Source organism: Aliirhizobium wenxiniae (assembly GCF_014201355.1).
Taxonomy (GTDB): Bacteria; Pseudomonadota; Alphaproteobacteria; order Rhizobiales; family Rhizobiaceae; genus Neorhizobium; species Neorhizobium wenxiniae.
In genome coordinates, this window is sequence record NZ_JACHEG010000001.1 from 498,061 (window position 1) to 523,431 (window position 25,371).

General features: G+C 59.0%; 30 protein-coding genes. 17 read left to right on the forward strand and 13 right to left on the reverse strand.

The genetic code is table 11. The annotated features are described in order from the left end of the window. Positions 1–66 precede the first annotated feature (66 nt). Entirely contained in the window at positions 67–543 is a 477-nt protein-coding gene (locus HNQ72_RS02435; protein WP_183989407.1) for a hypothetical protein, read from the forward strand. A 27-nt stretch (positions 544–570) separates the two neighbouring features. Here HNQ72_RS02435 and HNQ72_RS02440 read toward each other — a convergent pair whose 3' ends face one another. The 3 genes from HNQ72_RS02440 to HNQ72_RS02450 all read right to left on the reverse strand — a co-directional run bounded on the left by HNQ72_RS02440 (position 571) and on the right by HNQ72_RS02450 (position 3,012). Further along, positions 571–1,698: a DUF2336 domain-containing protein gene (locus HNQ72_RS02440; RefSeq protein WP_373289353.1), complete on the reverse strand. Its 1,128-nt coding sequence runs from the start codon at positions 1,696–1,698 to the stop codon at positions 571–573. Positions 1,699–1,821: 123 nt separating this feature from the next. Beyond that, positions 1,822–2,427: a flavin reductase family protein gene (locus HNQ72_RS02445; protein WP_183989408.1), complete on the reverse strand. Its 606-nt coding sequence runs from the start codon at positions 2,425–2,427 to the stop codon at positions 1,822–1,824. A gap of 12 nt (positions 2,428–2,439) precedes the next feature. Next, a complete protein-coding gene (locus tag HNQ72_RS02450) occupies positions 2,440–3,012 on the reverse strand; it encodes a nitroreductase family protein (RefSeq protein ID WP_183989409.1) in 573 nt (190 codons plus the stop codon). Between the two features lie 139 nt (positions 3,013–3,151). Between HNQ72_RS02450 and HNQ72_RS02455 the strand changes: the two genes are divergently transcribed. Together HNQ72_RS02455 and HNQ72_RS02460 are read left to right on the forward strand one after the other, a co-directional pair. Next, the gene (locus HNQ72_RS02455) at positions 3,152–4,144 is read left to right on the forward strand and encodes a hypothetical protein (protein ID WP_183989410.1); all 993 of its coding nucleotides are present in this window, start codon (positions 3,152–3,154) and stop codon (positions 4,142–4,144) included. Positions 4,145–4,229: 85 nt separating this feature from the next. Then, positions 4,230–4,619, forward strand: coding sequence for a cupin domain-containing protein (locus tag HNQ72_RS02460; RefSeq protein WP_183989411.1), 390 nt, complete (start codon positions 4,230–4,232; stop codon positions 4,617–4,619). 4 nt (positions 4,620–4,623) lie between these two features. Here HNQ72_RS02460 and HNQ72_RS02465 read toward each other — a convergent pair whose 3' ends face one another. From HNQ72_RS02465 to HNQ72_RS02480, 4 genes are all read right to left on the reverse strand, one after another. Further along, positions 4,624–5,508 carry a lysophospholipid acyltransferase family protein gene (locus tag HNQ72_RS02465; RefSeq protein ID WP_183989412.1) on the reverse strand — a complete coding sequence of 295 codons (885 nt, stop codon included), beginning with the start codon at positions 5,506–5,508 and terminating at the stop codon, positions 4,624–4,626. Between the two features lie 109 nt (positions 5,509–5,617). Continuing rightward, entirely contained in the window at positions 5,618–7,636 is a 2,019-nt protein-coding gene (thrS, locus tag HNQ72_RS02470) for a threonine--tRNA ligase (protein ID WP_210319485.1), read from the reverse strand. Positions 7,637–7,755: 119 nt separating this feature from the next. Further along, positions 7,756–8,121: a membrane protein insertion efficiency factor YidD gene (gene yidD, locus HNQ72_RS02475; RefSeq protein WP_183989413.1), complete on the reverse strand. Its 366-nt coding sequence runs from the start codon at positions 8,119–8,121 to the stop codon at positions 7,756–7,758. Between the two features lie 52 nt (positions 8,122–8,173). Next, complete coding sequence (locus HNQ72_RS02480; protein ID WP_183989414.1) at positions 8,174–8,620, reverse strand: iron-sulfur cluster assembly scaffold protein; 447 nt, start codon at positions 8,618–8,620, stop codon at positions 8,174–8,176. A gap of 308 nt (positions 8,621–8,928) precedes the next feature. Between HNQ72_RS02480 and folE the strand changes: the two genes are divergently transcribed. The 3 genes from folE to HNQ72_RS02495 all read left to right on the forward strand — a co-directional run bounded on the left by folE (position 8,929) and on the right by HNQ72_RS02495 (position 11,121). Further along, positions 8,929–9,567: a GTP cyclohydrolase I FolE gene (gene folE / locus HNQ72_RS02485; protein ID WP_183989415.1), complete on the forward strand. Its 639-nt coding sequence runs from the start codon at positions 8,929–8,931 to the stop codon at positions 9,565–9,567. A gap of 18 nt (positions 9,568–9,585) precedes the next feature. After that, on the forward strand, positions 9,586–10,050 hold the full coding sequence (gene hisI, locus HNQ72_RS02490) for a phosphoribosyl-AMP cyclohydrolase (protein ID WP_183989416.1): 465 nt from the start codon (positions 9,586–9,588) through the stop codon (positions 10,048–10,050). Positions 10,051–10,158: 108 nt separating this feature from the next. Continuing rightward, the gene (locus HNQ72_RS02495) at positions 10,159–11,121 is read left to right on the forward strand and encodes a patatin-like phospholipase family protein (RefSeq protein WP_148144820.1); all 963 of its coding nucleotides are present in this window, start codon (positions 10,159–10,161) and stop codon (positions 11,119–11,121) included. 38 nt (positions 11,122–11,159) lie between these two features. Here the strand turns inward: HNQ72_RS02495 and HNQ72_RS02500 are convergent, their stop codons facing one another. Then, complete coding sequence (locus HNQ72_RS02500; protein WP_148144821.1) at positions 11,160–11,594, reverse strand: CBS domain-containing protein; 435 nt, start codon at positions 11,592–11,594, stop codon at positions 11,160–11,162. A 126-nt stretch (positions 11,595–11,720) separates the two neighbouring features. Then, positions 11,721–12,449: a rhomboid family intramembrane serine protease gene (locus HNQ72_RS02505; protein WP_373289402.1), complete on the reverse strand. Its 729-nt coding sequence runs from the start codon at positions 12,447–12,449 to the stop codon at positions 11,721–11,723. Between the two features lie 210 nt (positions 12,450–12,659). Here HNQ72_RS02505 and HNQ72_RS02510 point away from each other — a divergent pair, with 210 nt between their 5' ends. The 6 genes from HNQ72_RS02510 (at position 12,660) to HNQ72_RS02535 (ending at position 18,029) form a co-directional block, all read left to right on the forward strand. Further along, positions 12,660–13,253 carry a PAS domain-containing protein gene (locus HNQ72_RS02510; protein WP_183989418.1) on the forward strand — a complete coding sequence of 198 codons (594 nt, stop codon included), beginning with the start codon at positions 12,660–12,662 and terminating at the stop codon, positions 13,251–13,253. An 83-nt stretch (positions 13,254–13,336) separates the two neighbouring features. Next, entirely contained in the window at positions 13,337–13,948 is a 612-nt protein-coding gene (locus tag HNQ72_RS02515; RefSeq protein WP_183989419.1) for a PilZ domain-containing protein, read from the forward strand. Between the two features lie 589 nt (positions 13,949–14,537). Then, on the forward strand, positions 14,538–15,149 hold the full coding sequence (locus tag HNQ72_RS02520) for a transglutaminase-like cysteine peptidase (RefSeq protein ID WP_148144824.1): 612 nt from the start codon (positions 14,538–14,540) through the stop codon (positions 15,147–15,149). Between the two features lie 121 nt (positions 15,150–15,270). Beyond that, on the forward strand, positions 15,271–16,032 hold the full coding sequence (locus HNQ72_RS02525; protein ID WP_183989420.1) for a hypothetical protein: 762 nt from the start codon (positions 15,271–15,273) through the stop codon (positions 16,030–16,032). A gap of 113 nt (positions 16,033–16,145) precedes the next feature. Beyond that, positions 16,146–17,663, forward strand: coding sequence for a D-alanyl-D-alanine carboxypeptidase (locus tag HNQ72_RS02530; RefSeq protein WP_244654270.1), 1,518 nt, complete (start codon positions 16,146–16,148; stop codon positions 17,661–17,663). Positions 17,664–17,750: 87 nt separating this feature from the next. Next, entirely contained in the window at positions 17,751–18,029 is a 279-nt protein-coding gene (locus HNQ72_RS02535; RefSeq protein ID WP_183989421.1) for a hypothetical protein, read from the forward strand. 56 nt (positions 18,030–18,085) lie between these two features. Here the strand turns inward: HNQ72_RS02535 and HNQ72_RS02540 are convergent, their stop codons facing one another. Together HNQ72_RS02540 and HNQ72_RS02545 are read right to left on the reverse strand one after the other, a co-directional pair. Then, entirely contained in the window at positions 18,086–18,523 is a 438-nt protein-coding gene (locus HNQ72_RS02540) for a DUF1489 family protein (RefSeq protein ID WP_183989422.1), read from the reverse strand. Positions 18,524–18,585: 62 nt separating this feature from the next. Next, complete coding sequence (locus HNQ72_RS02545; RefSeq protein ID WP_183989423.1) at positions 18,586–19,986, reverse strand: L-serine ammonia-lyase; 1,401 nt, start codon at positions 19,984–19,986, stop codon at positions 18,586–18,588. Positions 19,987–20,251: 265 nt separating this feature from the next. Here HNQ72_RS02545 and HNQ72_RS02550 point away from each other — a divergent pair, with 265 nt between their 5' ends. After that, positions 20,252–20,944 (forward strand): DUF599 domain-containing protein, encoded by a 693-nt coding sequence (locus HNQ72_RS02550; RefSeq protein WP_148144829.1) that lies wholly within the window; start codon positions 20,252–20,254, stop codon positions 20,942–20,944. Between the two features lie 14 nt (positions 20,945–20,958). Then, positions 20,959–21,957, forward strand: coding sequence for an acetyltransferase domain-containing protein (locus tag HNQ72_RS02555; RefSeq protein WP_183989424.1), 999 nt, complete (start codon positions 20,959–20,961; stop codon positions 21,955–21,957). A gap of 12 nt (positions 21,958–21,969) precedes the next feature. Here the strand turns inward: HNQ72_RS02555 and HNQ72_RS02560 are convergent, their stop codons facing one another. Then, entirely contained in the window at positions 21,970–22,356 is a 387-nt protein-coding gene (locus HNQ72_RS02560; RefSeq protein WP_148144831.1) for a MerR family transcriptional regulator, read from the reverse strand. 60 nt (positions 22,357–22,416) lie between these two features. Continuing rightward, positions 22,417–23,832, reverse strand: a complete 1,416-nt coding sequence (mgtE, locus tag HNQ72_RS02565) for a magnesium transporter (RefSeq protein ID WP_183989426.1) — start codon at positions 23,830–23,832, stop codon at positions 22,417–22,419. A 177-nt stretch (positions 23,833–24,009) separates the two neighbouring features. On the opposite strand from mgtE, the gene HNQ72_RS02570 reads away from it, so the two are divergent. From HNQ72_RS02570 to HNQ72_RS02580, 3 genes are all read left to right on the forward strand, one after another. Then, on the forward strand, positions 24,010–24,501 hold the full coding sequence (locus HNQ72_RS02570) for a peptide deformylase (protein WP_183989427.1): 492 nt from the start codon (positions 24,010–24,012) through the stop codon (positions 24,499–24,501). Positions 24,502–24,567: 66 nt separating this feature from the next. Then, a complete protein-coding gene (locus HNQ72_RS02575; protein ID WP_183989428.1) occupies positions 24,568–24,819 on the forward strand; it encodes a BON domain-containing protein in 252 nt (83 codons plus the stop codon). 51 nt (positions 24,820–24,870) lie between these two features. Then, positions 24,871–25,368 carry a BON domain-containing protein gene (locus HNQ72_RS02580; RefSeq protein WP_183989429.1) on the forward strand — a complete coding sequence of 166 codons (498 nt, stop codon included), beginning with the start codon at positions 24,871–24,873 and terminating at the stop codon, positions 25,366–25,368. The last annotated feature ends 3 nt before the right edge of the window (positions 25,369–25,371 follow it).

Consider the following 25,371-nt stretch of genomic DNA (forward strand, 5'->3'; position numbering starts at 1 on the left):
TCTCATCCAGCCTTTATCGAGCCATGATCTTCACCATAAGCTCGGTGGAACGTGTTGGAGATATGGATGAACGCTGCCCTCATTGTCATGACCATTCTCGGCTGTAACGACAGCGGGACTGACTGTAAGTATATCGCGACCGCCCAGGAGCGCTGGCCGACAGTGGCAATGTGCGATTCGGTTTCGGAAGATCACCTTCCGACCTATGCGAACCAGCCTTATCCGGTCCTGATCGCCGTCTGCCAGGACCCGGAAATCGCCGGCATACCGAATGTCGGCCCTATCCCGGTAACGCGCCCTTCCGCCTCACCGGAACGTCAACCGGCCGATAAGAACACGTCTGAAACGTCGGTGGACGCAAATGCGCAGAAGGTCGAAGTCGCCGAAGTGACGCCGGAAGAGGCGGAAACACTGGCCGGACGGGCCATACAGCGTGTGAAGACCGTGCTACCGACAACAGAAGGCGTGAAAACGCTGATGACGAAGCCGGTGCGTCTCGTGGAAGGCGGCTATTCCTGGGTCGCACGCAAGTTCGATCACTGACGCCATAATCTGCGACTTTACAGCCGATCAGGCGACGAGTGAAACATCTGCAGCGTAGGAGCGTGCGCTGCGACGCAGCTCGCCGCGATGGAGCAGATCTACCATATCCAGCAATTGCCCGACCGCACCACCATCTCCGCGTAACCCCTCGAACTGCTCGAGCAGCCCGAAATAACAGGTATCAAGACCACCGCCAGCGGCTGCGCGCCGCCACAAGAATACCGCCTCGACAAACACGGCGACGATATCACGCCCTATCCCGGCCGCTTCGAACAAGGCTCGCACCGCATGAACCCTGCCGGTCGCGAGGATCGCACGCACGCGGCGCTCTTCCAGATGAACGAGCGAAACGATGGCCGATGCAAAAAAATCCACCTTGCCGCTGCAAAGCGCGTGAATGAGAAGCGCCGGGGTGAGCCGCCCGCTCGTCTTCAGATGCTCGACCAGCAACGGTATTTCATCCTGAAAGATCGATCCGGCAATCGCGACGATCGCCTCGTCACCGGCTTCGCGTGTCATGACGTCGATACGCTTGGCACCTATCGTTCTGGTGACAAGGTCCGAACCTGCAAGTGCAGCCGCCACATGGGCCACCAGCATGTGTCGCGCATCGGCAGGAAGGTTGCCGCGCTCGAGCAGCAGATGCCGCACATCGGCCAGATGACCGAAGCGCTGCGCCATGCGGCGCAGGGTAATGCGGCTGATAGAGGCGGTATCGTTTTCCAAAAGAAGGACTATCTCGGCGCCGTCACCCACCTCGGCAACCGCGGCAGCAGCACTGCAGCCGAGCCCCGGCCGTGTTGCGACCAAAGATCGCGTGAACGAATCGCCACGTCCTGCAAGTTCGACAAGATCGGCATCCCGCAGGACGGGAGAGCAGGCAATCACCGTGCAGGCGATCTCCGGCTGGTCTTCGGCGAGGGACATGATGATTGGACGCGGAGCAACGTCAGAGGACGCAAGAGCTTCTGCCAGCGACAGCCGCACCTTCGGCGACGGATCGTCCAGCAGATAGGTCATTGCCATTATTGCGGCGCGATGCTCGTCCGGGCCAAGCGACGAACCTACGAACGCCTTGGCAAGCGCGCTTGCAGCTCTTGCCCGATCGCCGGTCCTTGCCGTTTCAGCCCAACGTAGAAATACCTGTACGATCACAATGCGCCCCGGAATCTGGCCGACGCCTCAACGGGCCGACTTGCCGAACGCTAGATCCAAAAGGTTAATATTGGTTCACCACGTTTGTTAACCTAGACATCCAGGCAGGTTTATCAGGCGGCGTTATCGGGTCGGTCGGGCGATCTGGAACACATCCGTGCCGCCATCCGCATAATCCATATATCCCATGCGGGCGATCGGACGAGCGAGATCCATGGCGATTCGCCCGTCGCGAATGATTTCCTCGCTGATATGGATGCCGACGACCTGACCGAAGACCATGAAGGATTGCGACGTCTCGCCGTTGAGCCCCTTCGGCTGGATGATCTCGGTCAGACGGCATTCCAGCGCCGTATAGGCCTCGGCCACATAAGGAGCATCGACCACCCGCCCCATCGCCGCAGTCAGACCGGCCAGCTCGAACTCGTCGACACCGTACTCTACCGGTGCCGAGGATGCGTTGACGTGATCCGCGAGGTGCCGGCTCGCCAGGCTCGCGGTAAACACGCCCGTCTCCTCGGCATTCCTGAGACTGTGCTTGCGGCCCGACGACGAAAACATCACCAGTTTCGGCGTATCGGAGACGATGTTGAAGAAGGAGTAGGGCGAGAGGTTGAACGACCCGTCCCTGCCCTTTGTGCCGATCCAGCCGATCGGGCGTGGCGCCACGATCGCCTTGAAGGGATCGTGCGCCATGCCATGGTCATTCTTGTCGGTCCGGTAAAACATGCAGGTTCAGCCTCAGGCGTAGGTGACGATATCGGCAAGCTGAGGACGCGGCCGGTCCGGCATCGGGAAATCGCTGGAACCGATATGGATGAAGCCGGCAACCTTTTCGCCTTCCTTCACACCAAGCGCGGTTAGGGCTTTCGCATCATAAGCAACCCATTCGGTGCGCCAGTTGGCGACATAACCGCGTGCCTCGCAGGCCATCAGCATGTTGAGGCACACGGCCCCGGCAGACAGGACCTGCTCCCATTCGGGGATTTTCGCATGCGGCGCAGCGGTGCTGATCACACCGACGACCAGCGGCGCGCGGGTGAAGCGCATCCGCTCGGCTTCTTTTGCCGCGTCGGTCATTTCGCCGTTCTGCGCAGAAGCGATCTCCAGGAACGTTTCGCCGAGCGAGACGCAGACATCACCGCGATAGACGACAAGCCGCCATGGGGCGATCTTTCCATGGTCAGGCACGCGCACGGCTGACGTGAGAATGTCATCGAGTTCCGCCGCATCCGGAGCCGGCCCCTTGATCTGCGCGACCGGCGTCGAGTGGCGTTCACGCAGATAGTCAATCAGCCTTACGTCATTAGTCATGTCCGAAACTTCCATTTGGTGCGGTTTGCCAGAGGTGCGGTAGTCCATTTGATGGGATGTGGTAGAATGAGGCCTTGAATTTGCCTTTCCCATGGTCTTCAAGTGGCCAGTCAGAAAACAAGAGTCAACCGGTCATCGAATGTCAGGCATCTCCATTGTTCGCCGTATCTTCCTTGCAGAAGCATTGCTGCTTCTCCTCGTGACAGGCGTTCAAGCGCAGGAAGGTGATGCATTCAAGAGCTTCAAGCAGCTCGACAGCTCCGCCAAGATGCCGAAGCTGAACGCGTTTTCCCCATCATCCATCCTGCCTCAAAGCGCCGTCGCCAGGGATGTGCGCTTCAGCGCCAAACTGACCAGTAACGGCGACGTGATGAAGGATGGCCTCGCCTGGCGGGTATTCAGCCCGATTGCCGGCGAAGACGGCAAGCTGCCGCTGGTGGCGAGCTCGAATGGCGGCTCCGCTGATTTTCAGCTGGCGCCCGGCGATTACTTCGTCAACTGCGCCTTCGGGCGCGCCGGTATCACCAAAAAGCTGACCGTTCCGGCGGAGGGCAATGTCGCCGAACAAACGCTCGTGCTGGATGCAGGCGGCTTTGTGTTGAATGCCGTTGCAGGAACCGACCAGCGCATCCCCCCGGGCCAGCTCAGCTTTTCCATCTATTCTTCCGAGGTTCGCGAAAACGGCGACCGCGCTCTGGTCATGTCTGACGTCAAGCCGAACACCATCGTTCGGTTGAATGCCGGGACCTACCACGTCGTCTCCGAATATGGCGATATCAACGCGGTCGTGCGCGCCGATATCCAGGTGGAAGCCGGAAAGCTGACCCAGGCGGTGTTGCAGCACAAGGCGGCCCAGATCACTCTCAAACTGGTTTCCCAGCCCGGCGGCGAAGCGATCGCCGATACCGCATGGTCGGTGCTGACCGAGGCTGGCGACGTCGTCAACGAAAGCGTCAGCGCCTTTTCGACCATGGTCCTGTCGGAAGGCAATTATCTCGCGGTCGCCCGCAACAAGGACAAGACCTATCAGCGCGAGTTCAGCGTCAAGGCCGGCCGCAACACGGATGTCGAGGTCCTGATGCGCAATCCGCGCAACAGCGGCGAAACGGCAGCGGTCGAACCGCAGGACTAAGCATCATTTTCGCAATGCCTGCCTTCGCGCCAAATCCGAGGCAGGCTAAGCGCCGTCATTGCTCATCACGTCAGGGAGGGACGTCATGACACGCAGAGATTTTGATCCCAGGACAGTGGTACCCGACGGAAGACCCGCAGCAAAAGGCGTTGTCTTCGATCCTCAAACGGAAGGCCCATGGCGCGGTTCGCTCTACGGCGAGGTGCTCAACGGGCCGGTCACCGTTCTCGCCTACGGTAACGACACGCCGGGATACGGCCCCAGGCTGCATGTCCACCCCTATGACGAAACCTTCATCGTTATCGCCGGCAGAGCGAGGTTCTTTGTCGGTGACGACGTGATCGAGGCTGGTGCGGGAGAAGCAGTGCTCGGCCCGGCGGGCATTCCGCACAGGTTCGAAAATCTCGGCCCCGGGCGCCTGCAGACGATCGACATTCATCATTCGCCCAGATGGATCCAGACGGACCTGGATTGAAAAATCAGGCCGCTTCCTTGCGAAGCGCTTCTTGCGCAGCCTGCCTTTTTTCCTGAAACCTCGCCAGACGCGAGCGCTTGACCGGACGCATCGAAAACACCGCGTCATGCAGCACCGTCAGCAGGTCCTTGCGATCCTTGATGCCGGACAGTTCTTCCCAGGTCATCATAGCCCCTGCCCGCGCGCGGATCGCGCTGCCGGACAGTCGCTTGAACTCGCGGATCAAAAGCGACAGCCTGAGCGTCAGCGACAGCTTGCTGGCAATGTGGAAAAGCGGGCCGTTCTGGCCTTCGAAATAGATCGGCACGACATCGGCCTTGGCGGTCTGCACCAGCTTTGCCGCAAATATCTTCCAGGGAAGATCCTGCGCCATGCCGAACCCCTTTTTCGCCGTAGCGACACCGCCGGCCGGGAAGATGACGATCGTGACCCCTTCCTTCAGGAGCTTCAGCGCTTCGTGGCGGGTCTGCATGTTGATCGCCAGCGCTTCCTTCGTCTCCTCGAAGGAGACAGGCAGCGAATAGGGTGCGATTTCCGGTACCTTCAGCAGTTCGTCATTGATCAGCACGCGGAACGGCCGGCCGAGCTGTTCGGCCATGGCGAGAATTGCGATCCCGTCGCCGATACCGAAAGGATGATTTGCGACGATGACAAGCGGACGTTCCGGCCCTACGACCGGGATCCACTCCCCCTGCACATCGAGTTCGACATCGATAAGGTCGAGCATCTTGCCGAACACGCGATCGGTCTTGCCGACGATGTCCTTGCGCCAGATGTCATAAAGGCGGGCATAACGGTCGCGGCCGGAAAGGCCTTCGATCGAGCGGATGAACCAGCGTTTCAGCTTGGGATCCCGCTCGTTGGCGTAGGAGAGTTCCTTGAAGCGCATGTCGTCTCCGCGGGATCTCCGCCATTGATGAGAGGAACAGAATATTTCAGATCAATGACAAAATTCTGACAGCGCCCGTGCATCACGGGCGCTGTGGATATTCGAAAGATCAGGCAGCCTTGATCTTGGCAGCCTTTCGGCGCTTGACGTCCGGCGGCGTTGCTTCATCCACCAGCGATGCCAGCGCTTCGTCCAGCGACATCGACGTCTGGGCCTGCGAGCCGAGGCGACGGATGTTGACCGAACGCTGCTCTGCTTCCTGACGGCCGCAGACGATGATGACCGGGACCTTGGCAACCGAATGCTCGCGGACCTTGTAGTTGATCTTCTCGTTGCGGAAGTCGGTTTCGACCTGCAGGCCTGCCTCGCGCAGCTGCTCGGCAACTTCGCGACCGTAGTCGTCGGCATCGGAGGTGATCGTTGCAACGACGACCTGCGTCGGCGCGAACCACAGCGGCATATGGCCGGCGAAGTTCTCGATCAGGATGCCGAGGAAACGTTCCATCGAACCGCAGATGGCGCGGTGGATCATAACCGGCTGGGTCTTTTCCGAGTTCTGGTCGATATAGAAGGCACCAAAGCGTTCCGGCAGGTTGAAGTCGACCTGCGTCGTGCCGCACTGCCATTCACGGCCGATTGCGTCCTTCAACGTATATTCGAACTTCGGACCGTAGAACGCGCCCTCACCCGGCAGGATGCCGGTCTTGATGCGGCCGCCCGACTGTTCCTCGATCGTCTTCAGCACATCGGTCATGACGCTTTCGGCGCGATCCCAAAGATCGTCCGTGCCCACGCGCTTTTCCGGGCGGGTCGACAGCTTGACCACGACTTCCTCGAAGCCGAAATCCTCATAGACCGACAGGATCAGCGCGTTGATGCGCAGGCATTCCGCCGCCAGCTGTTCGTCGGTGCAGAAGACGTGCGCATCGTCCTGCGTGAAGCCGCGCACGCGCATCAGGCCATGCAAGGCGCCCGAAGCTTCGTAGCGATGCACGAGACCAAATTCCGCAAGGCGGATTGGCAGTTCGCGATAAGACTTCAGACCATGCTTGAAAATCTGCACGTGACCCGGGCAGTTCATCGGCTTCAGCGCGAAGACGCGGTTATCCGCTTCCTCGTCCTTCGGATGGGTGAAGGCGTAGGCGGATTTCACCGCGAACATGTTTTCCTGGTACCAGCCCCAGTGACCGGACGTTTCCCACAGCGAGGCATCGAGTACCTGCGGTGCGTTGACCTCCTCATAGGTACCGGCCAGACGACGGCGCATATAGGCCGTCAGCGTCTGGAACATGCGCCAGCCCTTGCCGTGCCAGAACACCACGCCCGGACCTTCTTCCTGGAAATGGAAGAGATCCATCTCGCGGCCGAGCTTGCGGTGATCGCGTTTTTCGGCTTCGGCGAGAACATGAAGATACTGGTCCAGCTCTTCCTGGGTCGACCATGCCGTGCCGTAGATGCGCGTCAGCATCGGCTTGGTGGAATCGCCGCGCCAGTAGGCGCCGGCAACCTTCATCAGCTTGAAGGCCGTGCCGATCTGGCCGGTCGAGGCCATGTGCGGACCACGGCAGAGGTCGAACCAGCCGCCCTGATTGTAGATCTTCAGTTCCTGGCCTTCAGGGATCATGTCGACCAGCTCGACCTTGTAGGCCTCGCCCTTGTCGGCAAACACGTCCTTGGCCTTTTCTCTGGACCAGATTTCCTTGGTGAAGGCGGCATTCTTCTGAATGATCTCCTTCATCTTCTTTTCGATCTTTGGCAGATCTTCAGGCGTGAAGGGCCAGTCTTCGCGGCTATCGGGATGGACGCGTTTGAAGTCGTAATAGAAGCCGTTCTCGATGACCGGGCCGATCGTCACCTGGGTGCCGGGCCACAGGTCCTGTACGGCTTCTGCCATGACATGGGCTGCATCGTGACGGATCAGTTCGAGCGCGCGCGGATCGGTGCGGGTGACGATCTCGATCTTTCCATCGGTGACGGGATCGGAGAGATCGCGCAGCTCGCCATCGAGTGCGATCGCCACGGCCTTCTTGGCCAGCGACTTGGAAATGGATTCGGCGACGGCAAGGCCGGTCGTGCCGGCGTCGAACGCGCGGACGGAGCCATCGGGAAATGTAAGGGAAACGGACATCTGAATTCTCCTGTCCAGTCCCGCCAACGAATGCGGGTGGTCAAAAAAGGACCGCAGCGGCTTTGCCGGCGCGGCATGGAACGCGTGCGTGATAGTCAAAAATCGCTGCGGAGTAAAGGTTAGCGGGCCTTTCGTCCGGCACGCCAGAGCCGCCACGGCATCCATTGCCGATATCCGGCTTCCAGTTCGTCCGGCACCGGATCGAGCCCGGAAGTTCCGCCCGGGCCGCACCGGCCGACTCGAAACAGCGTCAGCCAGAAACCCGACCAGAAACCATGCCGGGCGAAGGCCTCGTAGCCATATTCAGAACAGGTGGGAATATGGCGGCAGGAATTGCCGATGAAGCCGGACAGTGTGAGTTGGTAGAAGCGGATGAACCCCATGCCGATGAGGCGGCCGGGCGTCTTTCGAAAAGGGCCCTGCCAGTTGCGGGACCGACCTCTCGGCGCCGATTTTTCGTGATTGCAGTCGGGGGAGCCGCACATCAGGCGTCGCCACCGCCGGCAGGCCAGAGGGGGGAAGCCACAACAGCCGACATCACACCTCCAGCTTGTTAGCCTGTTTCGCCTCGATCTGGTCGAGAGAATCCACCACCGCATCGAATGTCAGCATCGTCGAGGCATGTCGGGCCCTGTAGTCCTTGACCGGCTTCAGATACCGCATGTCCTCGAAACGACCGGACGGTCCCTCGCCGCCATCCTTCAGCATCGCCAGCATGTCGGCACGCGCCTGACGCAGTTCGGCGGCAGTCGCGCCGATGACGTGAAGTGCCATGATGGCGGATGAAGCCTGGCCGAGAGCACAGGCCCTAACCTCGTGGGAAAAGTCGGACACGACATCGCCGTCGAGCTTGAGATAGACCCGAACTTTCGAGCCGCAGAGCTTCGAGAGCTTCTCGGATGTCGCATCAGCGTCAGCGATCACACCCGCTCGTGTGATATTGCCGGCAAACTCAAGGATCTTGTTGTTATAGATGTCGTCCATGCAATGCGTCCGTTTCGTCGTAATCCGCGGTGATCCGGTGAACGGATCGTCACGTAAAGGCTCTTGGGAATGCGCCTGTATCTGACTATATGTGATGCCTCGAAGCGATGATCAATAAAACAGGTTTTTGCCAATTTTGAGCGTCGGCGGAAGAGAATACCTTGTCAAAAGCCCCGCCAGCGATCAGATACGGGCCTTGAGACAGGCTTGAACGGCGCAAACTCGCTTATGCGGGGCGTCGGAATACTGGTAATGACACACCCGAATGTATGTCGGATGCGGCCTTGAACCGCATCGGGAGACAATAGATGGATGCGATTGTGAAGAATTTTCCGGCCGCCGGCCAGGAACAGGTTAAGGACAAGGCCCAGCAGCCGGTTCGACCGAGCCAGCAGGAGGCCGAAGAGGCAGTCCGCACGTTGCTGCGCTGGGCAGGCGATGACCCGGCACGCGAAGGCCTTCTGGATACGCCGACACGCGTTGCCAAGGCTTATCGCGAACTGTTTGCGGGCTATGACCAGTCCTATGAAGAAGTCCTCGGCCGCACTTTCGAGGAAATGTCGGGCTTCGATGATATCGTGCTCGTACGCGAAATTCCCTTCTTCTCGCACTGTGAACACCACATGCTGCCAATCAAGGGCATGGCGACCGTCGCCTATCTCCCGAACGGCCCGGTTCTTGGCCTGTCGAAGATCGCCCGCGTCGTGGAAATCTTCGGACGCCGGCTGCAGACGCAGGAAAACCTGACCGCGCAGATCGCCAATGCCATTCAGGACACGCTGAAGCCGCGCGGCGTCGCCGTCCTGATCGAGGCCGAGCACATGTGCATGGAAATGCGCGGCGTGCAGAAGCAGGGCTCGCGCACGCTGACCACCACGTTCACCGGCGAGTTCAAGACCAATCCGACCGAGCAGGCACGTTTCTTCACGCTTGCCCGCAACCGGTGATCCGCACAGGTATCTCCCATGAACATTTCAGAATTCCCTGCCCCCTCCGCCAACAAGGCCGAGCTTGAGGGGGCGGGCCTCTTCACGCCGCGTTTCGACGACAACGGCCTGATTACCGCCGTCGTGACCGATGCACGGGATGGCGAGTTGTTGATGGTCGCGCATATGAACGCCGAGGCTCTGCGCCTCACCATCGATAGCGGCATCGCCCATTATTACAGCCGCTCGCGCAAATCGCTCTGGAAGAAGGGCGAAACCTCGGGCAACCTGCAGACCGTACACGAGATCCGCACCGATTGTGATCAGGATGCGATCTGGCTGAAGGTCTCCGTTGCAGGCCATGACGCGACCTGCCACACCGGTCGCCGCTCTTGTTTCTATCGGGCGGTAACAAAAGATGACGACCGTACCATCCTTGAAATCAGGGACGATGCGCGTCATTTTGATCCTGAAGCCGTGTATTCCAGCAAGCCGACCGAATAGGTAACCCGTCCCGTTCTGATCCAGCTGCCGCCAGAGTAAACGCTTTCGAAACCATCCGATGCGTTAATTAGCGATTACGCAGTGATCGGCTCAGGAGGGTATGGATCAATGCTGAACTGGACTTGGAACCGTTCGGACCGTCAGGCCGCGTCGCAGGATACCGTTACGGCCGGCGTCGAAAACCCTTCGCCACCGGTTGTGATTGCCCCTCCCCGTAAAGCAAAACTCTCGCTTGCGCTTGGCGGCGGTGCTGCCCGCGGGTGGGCGCATATCGGCGTCCTACGGGCGCTGGACGAAGCAGGCATTGAGGTCGGCATGATCGCCGGCACTTCAATCGGCGCACTGGTCGGCGGTTGTTATCTCTCGGGCAAGCTCGACGAACTGGAAGCATTCGCCCGCTCGCTCACCATGCGCCGCATCGCAGCGCTTCTCGATCTTACCATCGGCGGCGGCGGGTTGTTCGGCGGCATGCGGCTGACAAAGCGAATGCAGGAACATCTCGAAGGCTTGGCAATCGAGGATCTCGATCGCCCATTTGTGGCGGTTGCGACCGAACTTCTGACCGGACACGAGATCTGGATCTCCAGCGGCTCGCTGATCACCGGCTTGCGTGCATCCTATGCGCTTCCCGGCATCTTCGAACCGGTCAAATGCAACAATCGGACACTGGTCGATGGCGCATTGGTCAATCCGGTGCCGACCTCCGTCTGCCGGGCCTATGAACAGCCGCTCGTCGTCGCAGTCAACCTGAACTACGACGTCTTCGGCCGCTCGGCCGTGGTAAAGCACAATGCCAGCGTCCAGACCTTCGACGAAGTGATCCGCGAACGATCCGACGAGGCCAAGGTCGGCGTCACCGGCACGATGGTACAGGCTTTCAACATAATCCAGGAACGCATTTCGCGTGCCCGCCTCGCCGGAGACCCGCCGGATCTCGCCCTTCATCCACGCCTGAATGATATCGGCCTGTCGGAATTCCACCGCGCGGGTGAAGCGATCGAGCGCGGTTATGAAGAAACCATGGCGCAGATCGGTGCCCTGAAGCGCATGCAGGAAGTCTTCGCCCGCTAGAAACGGGCGAAGCAGTTTTCAACGAACAAGGCCGCGCCTCAGCTGGCGATATAGGCCTTCATCTGCTCGGCCTCGAGCTCGACTTCACGCATGCGCGCCTTCACCACGTCGCCGATGGAGATAATTCCGGCAAGCTTCCCATCGGTTTCGACCGGTACGTGACGGAAGCGGCCGGCAGTCATCATTTCCATGACCTCTTCCACCGTCTGCTCTTCACGACAGCGCGTCACGCCTGTTGTCATCATTGTCTGAACCGGCTTTTCGAGCGCGGCAACACCGTGGGTCGCAATCGTCCTGACCAAATCACGTTCTGTGAAGATACCGGCGATACGTCCCTCCAGACCGGCCACCACGACGGCACCGATCTTCTTTTCGTTCAGAACCGACGCAACCTCCAGCAGCTTCCGGTCCGGTTCGACCGTCTGAACTGCGCGCCCTTTGGCATCAAGCATCATCTTCACGGTAGTCGACATGCCTTCTCCTTACCAATCCACATGGCCAATCACCGTGCCGGACATCTCCTCCTCCGAGACTTCCGGCACTTTCTCCATACATCTGGAATTGTAGATCGGCCCCGAGGCGAGTTCAAGCGGGAGCCGCTACAGCTCACGGTAGCGAATTGGATCAAAAAGCGCGAACAGCAAAAAGCCGAAAAGAAAACCGCCTATATGGGCATCCCAGGCGATATCACCCGCATTACTGCCAATCAGCGGCAGGCCGACGGCTACGAGAATATTTCCCAAGAACCACATCGCCGTGAAAATGACCACCGTGCGGTTCGAAAACGCACCGAGGATCGATTGGCGAGGATAAAGATGCCCATGGGTGCGATCGTAGCCGCCGCCATTGGGAAAGGCGAAACGGCAGGAGGCCCCCATTAGTGCCGAGACCACACCGGACGCACCGATCAACAGGGTCTCCTCACCCCAGTGAAGGCCGGCATGAAAGAAAGCCGCAGCGGCGGCAGATAAAATCCAGAAGATCAGGTAACGAACTGCACCGATGCGTCGAACGACAGGGGTGCCGAATGCCGCGAGCCATAACGCATTGAAGGCAATATGCTCCACACTACCGTGAAGCAGCGAATAGGTGACCGGTGTCCAGAGCCATTCATATCCCTGCTCCGACAACGGAAAGATGTAACGGATAGGGGTAAACGCCAGCGTGACGATAAACTCGGCACGCGCGTCTGCGCTCAGCACATATTCCTGGACGATATAAAGCGCGGCCAGCAAAACCATGCTGGCCACAAGAATGCCCGGCATATTGAAGACGGGTTGCCTCTCACGCCTTCCATTCTGCGCGAATGCATCGTCATCGGGGGCCATGTCGGGCCTATCGTCCATGGCCAATCCTTCCGTCATCAGCAGTGAATCAGGAATACAGCAGCGCTCAGGGCTTGAAAAGCCGCACTGACAGGCACGCCGCATGGGTTCGCCGTTACGCCGCCCACGCCAACTGGCACGATTTTCGCTGAGTAAGACCTATCCACACGGTTCCGAGGGGCATTCTGGATCATAATCGGACAGGACTGACGCATGCTACATACGGCAACACAAGAAATCTTTAACTACTGGAACGGCTTAAGAGGCAGCCGGCCGGCCCCCTTGCGTTCCGAGATCGACCCGTCGGCTTTGCGCCGTTTTCTGCCACATCTGTTCATCGTCAATTCGACTGTCTCCGACAGGCCGACTTTTGCGCTTGCCGGGACACGTATATGCGAACTTTTCGATCGAGAACTGCGTGGCCTCGACTACACGTTCATGTGGCTCGGTGGGCAAGACGATGAGCCGACGACAATCCTCAACCATGTCCTGTTCTACGAACGCCCCGCCTTGCTCGACATCAGATTGTCGCACGACGAGCAAGATTACGCCCATGACCTGCTTCTGATGCCTATCCGTTCGCAGGGATATCAAAGCGATCGTGTGCTCGGGGCGCTCGTGCCGCGTGAAACTCCGCTCCCTTTCACCGCCCTGCCGGTGCGCGGCCTGGCTTTTGAAAGCTGGGGCTTCGTCAAACCGGACGGCACGCGACCAACCATCAGCGCCGACAGCAATGTTTCGACAGCAATGCCGATCACCTTTTTTCGCCGCCTGGTCGGCCAGAAAACCGCCCAACCCGGACGATAAATCCGGGCGCCGGGACAACCATCTGTTAACTGCCGAATGTTATCTTTCTGGTTCACCATCAGCTCAGAGCCAGACATACCAACATGTATTCCTTCCAGCCGGCACAGACCCAGCAGACGCACACGATCGCTGCCCAGCGCTCGTTTCAGCGCGTCGCGGTCAATGTCGACGGACGTCTCATGCTGGCTAATCATGAAGAATACCCCTGCACGGTTATAGACATGTCGCCCGGCGACGTGAACTTTGTCTGCGCCGGGCAGCCACGTCTGAACGAGCGCGTCATAGCCTACCTCGACCATCTTGGACGACTTGAAGGCAATGTGATCAGCCTCACCAACGATGGCTTCGTATTGTCAATCAACGCCACCGAGCGAAAGCGCGAGAAGCTGGCAGCCCAGCTGACCTGGATTGCCAACAAGCACGAGCTTGGCCTGCCGGAAGATCGTCGTCACGATCGCCTGATGCCACGCAACACCCTTACCGAACTGACACTCGAAGATGGCAGCCGCTATTCCTGCCGCCTGATGGACCTTTCCTTGTCGGGCGCTGCTGTTGATGTCGAGATCAGGCCGCCTCTCGGAACCCCGGTGCGACTTGGCAATATGCGCGGCCGCGTCGTTCGCCATTTCATGGAAGGTGTCGCGATCGAGTTCGCCTCGGTCCAGTCACGGGAAGCCCTGACGGACTTCCTCTGACACGTTTCGCGAGCCTCTAGCTTAGCTCGCCCGCTCAGCTCTTCGCTTTAAAGCACGTCACCAAAGCAAGGCTGCCGCCCGTCTGCGCGCAATAGCGGCTTCATCTCCGGATATCATTTTCAGCCAATCGGTCGCTCGTCGCCACGTCCGAAACGACACGAAAACGGCCACTCCCCACGTACTGCCGTCCGAAAATCGGTCAGCATCAAAAAAAATGTATCTTTTCGGGATTTTTTTCCAGGCAGCTTTGAAGGCAAGAAAGGGTGTTTTTGCGCGCCGTCGGAGCAATTTGAACTGCATTTTCGAAGCTGGTCGAAGCATACACATCCCGGCCGCCGCTCGATTGGCGAGAGCATGAACAGACTGACATGACGAAATTCCAAAGACTTAGAAGAAGGTCGGCCGGATTCGAGTAGAATTTTAGCTAAATTTGTCGCAAATTTTCGTCGTCTTTTATTCAAAAACAACGCGTGTTTTATTCGGTTTTTCGTCAATATCTATTACAATAAGCGATTGATTTTACGACGCTATTTTGCGTTCGCTCAAAGCCTTTCCGGCACTGTCTCACCAACCACGGGGAGACAGAAAAATGACGCTTCCGAAAAGACTTGCACAGGTATTCCTGACCGCCGCCATCGCACTCGCTGCTGCCGCACCATCGCTTGCAATGCCGGCCGGTGCGATGCGCGTCATCGGCAAAGCGAGCCCGCCGATCGGTCATTACGAATTCTGCAAGACCTATGTCAGCGAATGCAAGCCGCTTAAGGGCGATGCCGGCCCCGTTGCGCTGACGGAAGACAATTGGCGCACGCTGCTTGACGTCAATTACACGGTCAACACCGACATCACCCCGATGACCGACCAGGAACTTTACGGCGTCGAGGAATTCTGGACCTACCCAACGACGGCAGGTGATTGCGAGGACTTCGTTCTCCTGAAGCGCAAGATGCTGATGCAGAAGGGTTTTGATGCATCGGACCTACTGATTACTGTCGTGCTGCAGCCGAACGGCGAAGGTCATGCCGTCCTCACCGTCCGCACCGATCGCGGCGACTATATCCTCGACAACATGCGCAACAAGGTCCTGCCCTGGATGGACACGGAATACACCTACCTGAAACGTCAGGACACGGTTGATCCGTCGCGCTGGGTCAAGCTCCAGGATGGCCGCGCCATCGCCGTCGGCAGCGTCAGCCAGTAAACAGACCTTAACGAATTCACCAAAAATTAACCCTGCCCGCGAGACTATCGCGGGCAGAAGCGTTTGGACCCCGTATCCTGTTCCGGTCCCGCATAACGGCATCTGGACACGGGGCATAATAATGACACGCCGCGCCTCAGCGCAGCAGCAGGAAGACCTGCCACTCATTTCCGATCGATTTCTGCAGCGGCTGACGCTGGCCACGATCCTGCTCGTTGCAATCATCCTTGCGATCAGCGTCGGTGGCCACTGGCTTGGCCAGCGCATGGCGCTGGGCGGCCACTCGGAAAGTGGCGCCATGCTGGCCGTCACCATCGGCGAAGACACGCTGCAGGTTCCCGAAAACACGATTCGATTCGCTGAACAGCGTCGATCCGGCCCGGCAGAGCGTATCGACCTCTACCTCACATGGCCGGGAATGATGGGCTACAGCCATGAACGACGCGACAGCTTCGACAATATCGAACGCCCTGACCTGCTGATTTTCCTGCAGATTTCCCAGAGTACCATGTCGAAGGACATGTCGGGCCGACTTGAGCCGATCTACACCCAGCTCTTCGACGGTCCGCCCGAAGCCTACGGCAATGGACTGACGCTCCATCAGCTGAAGAATACGAGCGGCTACGGCAATGAAGTCCTGCTGACCGCAGAACCTTCCGGTCAAACGCCTTTCGCCGTGCGCTGCCTTTTGCCATCGCCGGGCGAGCGTGCCACCAGCGGCGATTGCCAGCGGGATATCCATGTCGGACGCGACCTCACCGTGCTTTATCGATTCTCCAGCACTCTTTTGAAGGACTGGAATCATATTGATGCCGCAGTTCGGTCTTTTGTCGGCGCGCGGCTTGATGCCACCGGCAGCAACTCCGCCTCGAAAGGCGACTAAAATGCTTCAAATCGAAGTAAGTGGCCGTTCATCATAAACCTCTTGGTAACGCTGTTCTCCTAGATTGCTTCACTAGCAATCCGGGGTGGGGGCACGTCCGGATCTATTGAAAAATGACAGAATCGATGAGTGCGGCAGTGTTGAAAACCATGTTCCCGGCGTCTCTTCCCAAGAGTGCAGTGAAAACGCAGGCAAAACGCCTCGGATACTTCTTCGCAATTGCGTTGTCGCTATCCGCTGTTGCGCAGCCGGCGCATGCGGATCCTAAATATGCAGGCATCGTTGTCGATGCGAAGTCGGGCAAGGTGCTTTACGGTGAAGATCCGGACGGCCTGCGCTATCCGGCATCGCTCACGAAGATGATGACCCTCTATCTTACATTCGAGGCACTTGAAGCGGGTCGATTCTCGATTGACTCGAAAGTGCCTGTTTCGGCCAATGCCGCCAAAGAACCCCCGTCCAAGCTCGGCGTGCGCGCTGGTGGCTCGATCACCGTAGACCAGGCGATCCGTGCCCTGGTGACTCGCTCCGCCAATGACATGGCGACGGCACTCGGTGAATATGTCGGCGGTTCGGAAGAACGTTTCGCACAGCTGATGACCAACAAAGCCCGTGCGCTCGGCATGACCCGAACGACTTACCGCAACGCAAACGGCCTGCCGAACACCGCACAGATGACGACCGCCCGCGATCAGGCCCGCCTCGGAATCGCACTGCGTCAGCATTTCCCGCAGTATTACGGCTACTTCAGCATTCGCTCCTTCCAGTTCGGCAAGCAGACGATCGGCAATCACAATCGCCTCGTCGGTACGGTCAAGGGCGTAGACGGCATCAAGACGGGCTACACCCGGGCTGCAGGCAGCAACCTTGCCACTTCCGCACAGCTCGACGGACGCTCTATCGTTGCCGTCGTTCTCGGTGGCCGCTCGAGCGCCGCCCGCGACGCGACAATGCGCAAGCTGGTTGCAGAATATCTGCCCAAGGCTTCCCGCGGCGGCAGTTCCAACCTGATCGCGCAGACCGCTCCCTCCGTCCCCGCGACGCCGGTTCCGCGCGCACCCGCAGTAATGGCCGAAGTATCGGAAAGCCGCCAGGTGGCTGCACTCGACCTTCCCAATAGCGGCCCGATGCCCGATGCCCGTTACGAACAGCGCGAGCAGCGTCCGACAGCACCACTTGCCGTGCCGAAAGTTGCAGCAGCTGCCTCGGCCTATGCTGGCGAAAGCGCGCAGAGCAGGTCTGCCACCCAGGCCCTTGCCGCCGTCACTCCTCAGGCATCCCTGCCGAAGCGTGAAGCGGCTGCAACAAGGCGTGACCAGCCTTCAGAACCTGTCGATCAGGTCACCACGGCTTCGACCCGCACAAGTGCATCGGCTTCGGCCATGTCCGGCTGGGTTATTCAGATTGGCGTTTCTCCGAGTGAGAAGATGGCTCTCGATCTCCTGCAGAATGCGCAGGATAAAGGCGGCAAGGTATTGCGTTCCGCCAAACCCTTTACGGTCGCCTTCAGCAACAAGGGCGAACAGATTTACCGCGCCCGCTTTGGTGGCTTCGACGATCAGAAGACCGCGGTGGATGCCTGCAACGTCTTGAAGAAGAAGGGCGTGAGCTGCTGGGCTTCCATGCAGTAATGGTGAGGGCCTATGGCCCTCGCCTCAACACCGGGCCGCAAATGGCTCGGCGAAATCTCGAAATGTAATGTGTAAACGGGGTTTCCGATGGGAATGAATGAAAACAGCGCCAATCTCGGAACGGCCCATTTGTCCAGGGCCAGGGGCGTGGCACTCAATCCGCTTCACGAAGCGGCGATGCGGCTTGCAGGTCTCGGCCTGACACGCTCGAAGGAAAAGACCCGGGATCTGGTCTCTCTTCTCCTGAGCCATGGCGCACGCGCCTGGCGCCAGTCTCAGCCGGAAGCAGGTATCCACCTGCATGTGGCAGCGCATTCCGGCCGCGCTCCGGTACGGATGAAGCTCCCGGCGAAAACCGACGCCTAACGCATTTCAATGCAATTCCGGACGCAAAACCGGTTCTAACTCTTGCTGGATTTGCTTTAAAGCAACCCCAGATCCGACAGTTCGCGGCGCAGGTCTTCCGGAAGCGCCGCGACATCGTCGCCCAGCGCACCGAGATCGCGCGGCTTTTCCTCGTCCTTCAGATAACGCCAGCCCTGAAACGGTCGCTTCGGCTGCGACGCGGTCTCTATCACTTCCGGGCCGAGAACCAACTCGCATCTCTGAATGCCGTCACCACCGGTAAAACTGCGCAGGTCGAGCAGATTCTGCCGGGCCGAGACCTGCCCCTTGATTACCCAATAGAGAGAGCCGCCGTCCAGTAACTCCTCCACCCGCTTGGGCACCATGCGAGTCGTATGGATGCTGTGCGGCTCGAGGCCGGCAGCCATTGCGGTCAGGGATCGCTCGGAAACCCAGTCTCTCAGATCCTGGATACTGTCGGCGCCGACGCAGAGCTTGATGAGATGAAGAGCCATAATTGGCTTGAAGACCCGCGAAGGCCGCCAGTCAAGTCAAATCCCGACCGGGTCCACAGTGATCAGCACTCGACCACATTGACGGCAAGACCACCGGTGGAGGTCTCCTTGTACTTCTCGCTCATGTCGTTGCCCGTCTGGCGCATCGTCTCGATACAGGCATCGAGCGGCACGAAATGCGTGCCGTCGCCCTTTATGGCAAGCGAAGCGGCAGTCACTGCCTTGACCGCACCCAAGGCGTTCCGCTCGATACAGGGAACCTGGACAAGACCGGCGATCGGATCGCATGTCATGCCGAGATGATGTTCGAGCGCGATCTCGGCGGCATTCTCAATCTGCTCCGGTGAACCACCCATCACAGCGGCAAGCCCGGCAGCGGCCATAGCGGCTGCAGACCCCACCTCGCCCTGACAGCCGACTTCGGCGCCGGAGATGGAGGCATTATGCTTGATGATACCGCCAATCGCAGCGGCCGTCAGCAGGAATTCGCGGATATCGTCTTTCGTCGCATCCTCGTGGAAATGCAGGAAATATTTGAGCGTCGCCGGAATGACGCCGGCAGCGCCATTGGTCGGCGCCGTCACGACGCGACCGCCGCCGGCATTCTCCTCGTTCACTGCCATAGCGTAGACCGAGAGCCAGTCATTGGCGAGGAGGGGGTTGGGCCGGTTGCTGCGCCATTCCTCGTTAAGACGATCATGGATCGCCCTCGCCCGCCGCTTGACCTTGAGGCCGCCCGGCATGATGCCATCGACCTTGAGGCCACGATCGATACAGCCGTTCATGGCCTCCCAGATCGCGTCGATTCCCTCGTCCAACGCCTGCGCGCTCGTGCGGGTAAGTTCGTTGGCACGCTTCATCTGTGCTATTGAAAGACCGGCGCCATGCGACATCTCGAGCATCTGCCGGGCAGTCGCGAACGGATAGGGCACGCGATCGCCGCCGGCCGTATCCTTCGTCGCGCGCATCGCGGCAAGTTCGGTGTCGGTCACCACGAAACCGCCGCCGATCGAATAATAGATCCGCTTCAGGAGCAGCCTTCCGTCCTTGTCGAGCGCGGAAAAGCTCATGCCATTGGCATGGCCGGGCAGAGCTTGCTTCTTGTCGAAGACAAGATCGCTCTTCGGCTGGAACTCATAGGCAGGGTGACCGGGCGGGGTTACCCGTCCGCTGCGCTCCACCTCTTCGATGATCGCGTCCATCCGGTCCGGATCGACCGTATTCGGTGCTTCGCCCATCAGGCCGAGAATGACCGCCCTGCCCGTTCCATGCCCGATACCGGTGAAGGCGAGCGAGCCATGCAGCGAAGCCTGAAGGGCGGCGACATGCGCACCGGCGGGACGCGGCCAGTCGTCGGACAGGATGAGCTCGAGAAACCGGTTGGCCGCCGACATCGGTCCCATCGTGTGGGAACTCGACGGGCCGATGCCGATCTTGAAAACGTCGAAGACGGAGAGAAACATGGAAGTCTACAATCCAGATACTGGCCAGATACTGGCTGCCCGATCAAACTCGGCCTCAGCCTATGTCATATGAGTGTGCCGTCATGTTGGCGATCCGACACACTATTGGACATCAACGACATGAGGCGCGGATCACATATGCTGTCTTGTCGTAAGATGCGCAAGTCCACATAAACTCTTGGCAGCGATTGATCGCTCCCCTTGCCGCGACGGATGAAACAACGCAAAAGTCGAATGATATGATTTCGGCTTCCGGCAGTTTTCCATGATTCTCGCAGATTACATTGCGCTCGCCCTTTTCGCCTTTCTGTGGGCGGCTTACTCCTGGTTTTCAGCGGGTTCGGGAGGAAAATATCTTCCACGACAGAGCCTCAACCAAGCTATGGTCGAGCGGAGGCATCGCTGGATCTACAATTCCCTGAAGCGTGAATTGCGGATGATCGATACGCAGATCTTCGCCGGATTGCAGAACGGGACTGCATTTTTCGCCACCTCGTCGATCTTCGCGTTGGGCAGTTGTTTCGCCCTTCTCGGCTCGACCGAAAAAGTCAATGCGGTCTTCTCTCACCTGCCCTTTGTCCCTTATGGCGGACAGGCCGTCTTCGAAATGAAGGTTGGTGGACTGGCATTTCTTCTCGGCCACGCCTTCTTCAAGTTCGGCTGGGCCTATCGCCTGTTCAACTATTGCACGATCCTTTTCGGCGGCCTGCCTATGACAAGGGAGGCCGAAGCCGACCCCGAGACGGCGCGCCGAGCCGCCGATCATGTCATCAGAATGAACATGATTGCGGCTAAGCACTTCAATTCCGGCCTCAGGACGCTTTTTCTGTCGATCGGCTATCTCGGTTGGTTCGCCGGACCCTATGTGTTCATGGCAACGACGGTGATCATCATCGTGGCATTGGTCCGCCGCCAGTATTTTTCCGAGGCGCGGCTCGCCATCATGGAAGACGACTGAGGGATTTGAAGAGAGTGACTGCAGCCGACACCCAACCGCAGCCGACAAGCGAGCGAGCGCCTCGTATCCTGCTGATCGATACGCTTCGCGGCATAGCGCTGATCGCAATGGCAACCTATCACTTCACCTGGGACATCGAGTTCTTCGGTTATGTCGACCCCGGCACGGCAACCCAGGGCTTCTTCCGCCTTTATGCCCGCGCGATCGCCAGTTCGTTCCTGTTTCTAGCCGGTGTCAGCCTGGTTCTGGCGCATGGCCGCGGCATCCGCTGGCACGCATTCGGCAAACGTCTCGCCATCGTTGCGGGGGCAGCCCTGGCGATCAGCATCGCCACGTTTTTCATTTTTCCGCAGGAATGGATTTTCTTCGGCATATTGCACAATATTGCCCTGTCGAGCCTGATCGGCTTGGCCTTCCTGCAATTGCCACTCGCCATAACTTTCGCAGTACCGGTCATGATCGTTACCGCCATGATTGTCGATGCCGTGGTCATGCCTGGCATGCTGCAATCATCCCTGTTCGATACGCGCTGGCTGGCCTGGATCGGTTTTGCTGAATTCCCGCCGCGCTCGAACGATTACGTGCCGCTGTTCCCCTGGCTGGCTGCTCTGCTGATGGGTATCGCAGTTACCCGGCTCGCCATTGTCCGCGGCTGGACCGGACGGTTGGCGAAACTGCAGTCTGCCGATACGATGCTTGCAAAGGCCGGGCGCCACAGCCTGATCGTCTACCTGGTGCACCAGCCGATCCTGCTCGCGCTCGTCTATCTCTTCTCGCTTGTTTCGCCAGCTCCGGCTCCTGATCCGCGGCTCGTCTATATGAACAGCTGCCAGCCCAGCTGCCTGCGAGAGACCGGCGATCCTGCTCTCTGCCAGCGTTTTTGCGGCTGCACAGCCGACAAGCTGATCGCGGAGCAGTTGATGACGCCGCTGCAGAACGGCACGATCAACCCGCAGGATAACCGGGTTCAGATCATGGCGCAGGAATGCTCGATCAACGCGCAGCAGCCGTGAGGCCGTAAAGCCTCAGGTGCCGACGCCGATTTCGGCCAGACGCGTAAGGCAGGCTTCTTCGACATTGTCGAGTTCGGCCAGCGTTTCGTCGATATCCTTGCGCTTCTGGCGCAATTCGTCACGCTTCTCATCGACGCGTTTCATCAACAGCTTGAGCTGGCCCATTTCGCCGGGAGGCTCACGGTAAACCTGGATGATCTCGCGGATTTCGGAGATCGTGAAGCCGATGCGACGTCCACGCAATATCTCCAGAAGCAGGCGACGATCCGCCGCCCGGAACAGACGTGTCCGGCCGCGACGTTCGGGATGAAGCAGGCCTTCGTCCTCGTAAAATCGCAATGTGCGTGTCGATACGCCGAATTCGCGGGTCAGTTCGGTAATGCTGTAATATTTGTCCACGTCATATCCCTGCTGTGGCCCGCGAAAATAATTGACTTTTACGTAACAGTCAAACCGCATCTATTTCAGCAACCACAGTGTCGCAAGGCCAAGGAAACTCATGAAACCGGTCATATCCGTGATTGCGGTCACGAAAACGGCGGACGAAACTGCCGGGTCGGTCCCCGCCTTGTCGAGCAGGAGCGGTATCATCATGCCCGCCATCGCAGCAGCAAACATGTTTATCATCATGGCTGACGCGATCACCATTCCGAGGTGAAAATCGGCGAACCACCAGCCGGCCACGGAGCCCACGACGGTACCGAACAGCATGCCGTTGATCAAACCGACGCCCGCCTCGCGGCGCACGACACGCCAGGCATTATGGATGTCGAGATCGCGAGTCGCGAGTGCACGCACCGTTACCGTCATGGTCTGCGATCCGGCGTTGCCGCCCATGCCGGCCACGATCGGCATCAGGATGGCGAGCGCCACGATCTCTTCGATCGTCGCCTCGAACAACCCGATAACCGATGCCGACAGGAAAGCAGTGACGAGATTGACCATCAGCCACGGCACGCGTGACCGCGATGTGTCCTTCACCGAGTCGGACAGTTCTTCGTCACCGACACCGGAAAGGCGGCGAAGATCCTCTTCCGCCTCTTCCTGGATCACGTCGACCACGTCATCGATGGTCAGGACACCGACAAGGCGACCATTATCGTCGACGACGGCGGCGGACAGAAGGTCATACTGCTCGAAAATCTGGGCCGCCTCTTCCTGGTCCATGTCGGCCGGGATCGGGTGGTTGGTTTCCCGCATGATCGTTTCGATCCGGATCTGCCGCTTGCAGCGCAGGATACGGTCGAGGTCGATGATACCGAGCAGCCGGAACGTCGGATCGATGACGAAGATCTGCGAAAAGCTGTCCGGCAGGTTTTCCTCGTCGCGCAGATAGTCGATCGTCTGACCAACATTCCAAAACGGAGGGACCGCCACGAATTCCGTCTGCATGCGCCGGCCGGCCGAGCTTTCGGGATAATCCAGCGCCCGCCGCAACCGCACCCGTTCGGTAAACGGCAGCTGTGCGAGAATTTCTTCTCGGTCCTGATGGTCGAGGTCTTCGAGAATATAGACGGCATCGTCCGAATCGAGATCGCCGATCGCCGCTGCGATCTGCTCGTTCGGCATCTGGTCGACGATCTCCATACGGATCGCTTCATCGACTTCGGTAAGTGCCGTTAGGTCGAAATCCTTGCCGAGCAGTTTGACCAGCGCCAGTCGTTGGTCCGGAAGAATCGATTCGAGCAAGTCACCGAGTTCGGATTCATGCAGCTTGGCGACATTCTGGCGAAGGAAAAGCACATCCCGATCGGCAATGGCAGCACCGACGCGCGCCAGAAAGTCCGACCGGATAGAACCGTCTTCGGAATAGATATCGTGCTCTTCACTGCCGGCTTTCCGGCTGATGAGCGTGTCGTCCTGGATATCACTCATCAACCGCCCTCGCCGTGCACGATTGCCACTGCCGGTACAGCGACGGAAAACATATAGTCAACAATCAGATAGCATGAAAGACTGAAGCAATTTTATCGACAGCCGCGAAACGGCTTTTTATCCGCATTTCATCATGGAGTGGCAGATCTGCCGCCATGCTACAACAAGAGAAATGACATGACCGTCCGCACCATTCTGAGCTATCCCGATCCCGGCCTTTCCATGATCTGCGAGCCGGTTTCAAGATTCGACGAGACCCTGTCGAACATTGCACAGGATTTGCTGGAGACGATGCGCGCCGCCCCCGGCGTCGGCATCACGGCCGCGCATATCGGCATCTCACAACGCCTTTTCGTTCTGGAACTCTCCGCAAGCCAGGGACCGCTTTATTACGTCAACCCGGAGATCCTGTGGGCCGGCGACGAGACGATCAGGCATATGGAAGGCAGCGTTTCCATGCCCGGAGCGACCGATGAGGTGGAGCGCCCGCGCCACGTCAGGCTTCGTTACCAGGATCTGTCAGGCAATCCCCATGAAGAAGAGGCGAAGGATTTTCATGCGGTCTGCATCCAGCACGAGATCGATCAGCTTGATGGCATTTTCTGGCTGAAGCGGCTGTCGCGACTGAAGCGCGAGCGGCTGGTGAAAAAGTGGCAGAAGGAAAAATAGAATTTCCCTGCGAACCCGGTGAGGGTTCGCGCGTTACCCGCTCATGGTTGAACGAGGAGAAAGATCATGACGGAAACATCCAAGATCGAAGAAAGCAAGCTCGGTAGTAATGTTGCGGCACGCATTGCCGGATTGCCGGATATCGACACATCCGCGGTCGAACCTCATGTAGAGGGCACGACCGTGGTGCTGGAAGGCGCTGTCGACACGATCATGACTGCGCGCAAGGTCATTCTGGCGACCGAGACAGTCGATGGTGTCCACGATGTGGAAAATCATCTGACCCTGACCGGCAACAAGGCAGGTCTACCGAACTAGAAACGCGCGTTCCGCGGTGCGCCGCAGAACGAGACAGGGCACGGAGGCACCATGTCACCGAAGAGAGACGTAAACGACATCTCCCGCGAAGAGGATTTTCGCGATTTCGACGACCGTAATCTGGATGATGGTTGGCCCTATGCCGACAAGCCCGGCCAGGCGGCAGGTCCTGTAGAGAATGCTGCCTATGGCAACACAAGTCCCAACACGGAGACAAGCCGCAATCCGGGCTTTCTCATCGACGAGGCGGGCTTCGACGGGCTTGAAGAACCCCAGCGCGACAGCCTGCGGCCCGGCACGACGGGACTTGAGAACTGGGATGACCTTGAGGAACGTGTCACCGACGCCATCGATGCGTTGGGGATTGTCGACATGGACCTGATCGACATCCATGTGGATCGGAACAACGTTACGATCGAAGGTCAGGTCGATGATGCTGCGACTTCACATGGCATCATTGGCGCGACCCGGAATGTCGCCGGTGTAGGCAGGATCATCAACCACCTACGTCTAGCCGGCGTCGACAGCCGTATTCCGGATGAGGACTGAACC

Excerpts from the sequence above, each read along its gene's own strand:
- HNQ72_RS02435 (WP_183989407.1), top strand. The coding sequence starts at position 67 with ATGAACGCTGCCCTCATTGTCATGACCATTCTCGGCTGTAACGACAGC.
- HNQ72_RS02445 (WP_183989408.1), bottom strand. The coding sequence starts at position 2,427 with ATGTTTTACCGGACCGACAAGAATGACCATGGCATGGCGCACGATCCC.
- HNQ72_RS02450 (WP_183989409.1), bottom strand. The coding sequence starts at position 3,012 with ATGACTAATGACGTAAGGCTGATTGACTATCTGCGTGAACGCCACTCG.
- HNQ72_RS02455 (WP_183989410.1), top strand. The coding sequence starts at position 3,152 with ATGTCAGGCATCTCCATTGTTCGCCGTATCTTCCTTGCAGAAGCATTG.
- HNQ72_RS02460 (WP_183989411.1), top strand. The coding sequence starts at position 4,230 with ATGACACGCAGAGATTTTGATCCCAGGACAGTGGTACCCGACGGAAGA.
- HNQ72_RS02465 (WP_183989412.1), bottom strand. The coding sequence starts at position 5,508 with ATGCGCTTCAAGGAACTCTCCTACGCCAACGAGCGGGATCCCAAGCTG.
- thrS (WP_210319485.1), bottom strand. The coding sequence starts at position 7,636 with ATGTCCGTTTCCCTTACATTTCCCGATGGCTCCGTCCGCGCGTTCGAC.
- yidD (WP_183989413.1), bottom strand. The coding sequence starts at position 8,121 with ATGTGCGGCTCCCCCGACTGCAATCACGAAAAATCGGCGCCGAGAGGT.
- HNQ72_RS02480 (WP_183989414.1), bottom strand. The coding sequence starts at position 8,620 with ATGGACGACATCTATAACAACAAGATCCTTGAGTTTGCCGGCAATATC.
- folE (WP_183989415.1), top strand. The coding sequence starts at position 8,929 with ATGGATGCGATTGTGAAGAATTTTCCGGCCGCCGGCCAGGAACAGGTT.
- hisI (WP_183989416.1), top strand. The coding sequence starts at position 9,586 with ATGAACATTTCAGAATTCCCTGCCCCCTCCGCCAACAAGGCCGAGCTT.
- HNQ72_RS02495 (WP_148144820.1), top strand. The coding sequence starts at position 10,159 with ATGCTGAACTGGACTTGGAACCGTTCGGACCGTCAGGCCGCGTCGCAG.
- HNQ72_RS02500 (WP_148144821.1), bottom strand. The coding sequence starts at position 11,594 with ATGTCGACTACCGTGAAGATGATGCTTGATGCCAAAGGGCGCGCAGTT.
- HNQ72_RS02505 (WP_373289402.1), bottom strand. The coding sequence starts at position 12,449 with ATGGCCCCCGATGACGATGCATTCGCGCAGAATGGAAGGCGTGAGAGG.
- HNQ72_RS02510 (WP_183989418.1), top strand. The coding sequence starts at position 12,660 with ATGCTACATACGGCAACACAAGAAATCTTTAACTACTGGAACGGCTTA.
- HNQ72_RS02515 (WP_183989419.1), top strand. The coding sequence starts at position 13,337 with ATGTATTCCTTCCAGCCGGCACAGACCCAGCAGACGCACACGATCGCT.
- HNQ72_RS02520 (WP_148144824.1), top strand. The coding sequence starts at position 14,538 with ATGACGCTTCCGAAAAGACTTGCACAGGTATTCCTGACCGCCGCCATC.
- HNQ72_RS02525 (WP_183989420.1), top strand. The coding sequence starts at position 15,271 with ATGACACGCCGCGCCTCAGCGCAGCAGCAGGAAGACCTGCCACTCATT.
- HNQ72_RS02530 (WP_244654270.1), top strand. The coding sequence starts at position 16,146 with ATGACAGAATCGATGAGTGCGGCAGTGTTGAAAACCATGTTCCCGGCG.
- HNQ72_RS02535 (WP_183989421.1), top strand. The coding sequence starts at position 17,751 with ATGGGAATGAATGAAAACAGCGCCAATCTCGGAACGGCCCATTTGTCC.
- HNQ72_RS02540 (WP_183989422.1), bottom strand. The coding sequence starts at position 18,523 with ATGGCTCTTCATCTCATCAAGCTCTGCGTCGGCGCCGACAGTATCCAG.
- HNQ72_RS02545 (WP_183989423.1), bottom strand. The coding sequence starts at position 19,986 with ATGTTTCTCTCCGTCTTCGACGTTTTCAAGATCGGCATCGGCCCGTCG.
- HNQ72_RS02550 (WP_148144829.1), top strand. The coding sequence starts at position 20,252 with ATGATTCTCGCAGATTACATTGCGCTCGCCCTTTTCGCCTTTCTGTGG.
- mgtE (WP_183989426.1), bottom strand. The coding sequence starts at position 23,832 with ATGAGTGATATCCAGGACGACACGCTCATCAGCCGGAAAGCCGGCAGT.
- HNQ72_RS02570 (WP_183989427.1), top strand. The coding sequence starts at position 24,010 with ATGACCGTCCGCACCATTCTGAGCTATCCCGATCCCGGCCTTTCCATG.
- HNQ72_RS02575 (WP_183989428.1), top strand. The coding sequence starts at position 24,568 with ATGACGGAAACATCCAAGATCGAAGAAAGCAAGCTCGGTAGTAATGTT.
- HNQ72_RS02580 (WP_183989429.1), top strand. The coding sequence starts at position 24,871 with ATGTCACCGAAGAGAGACGTAAACGACATCTCCCGCGAAGAGGATTTT.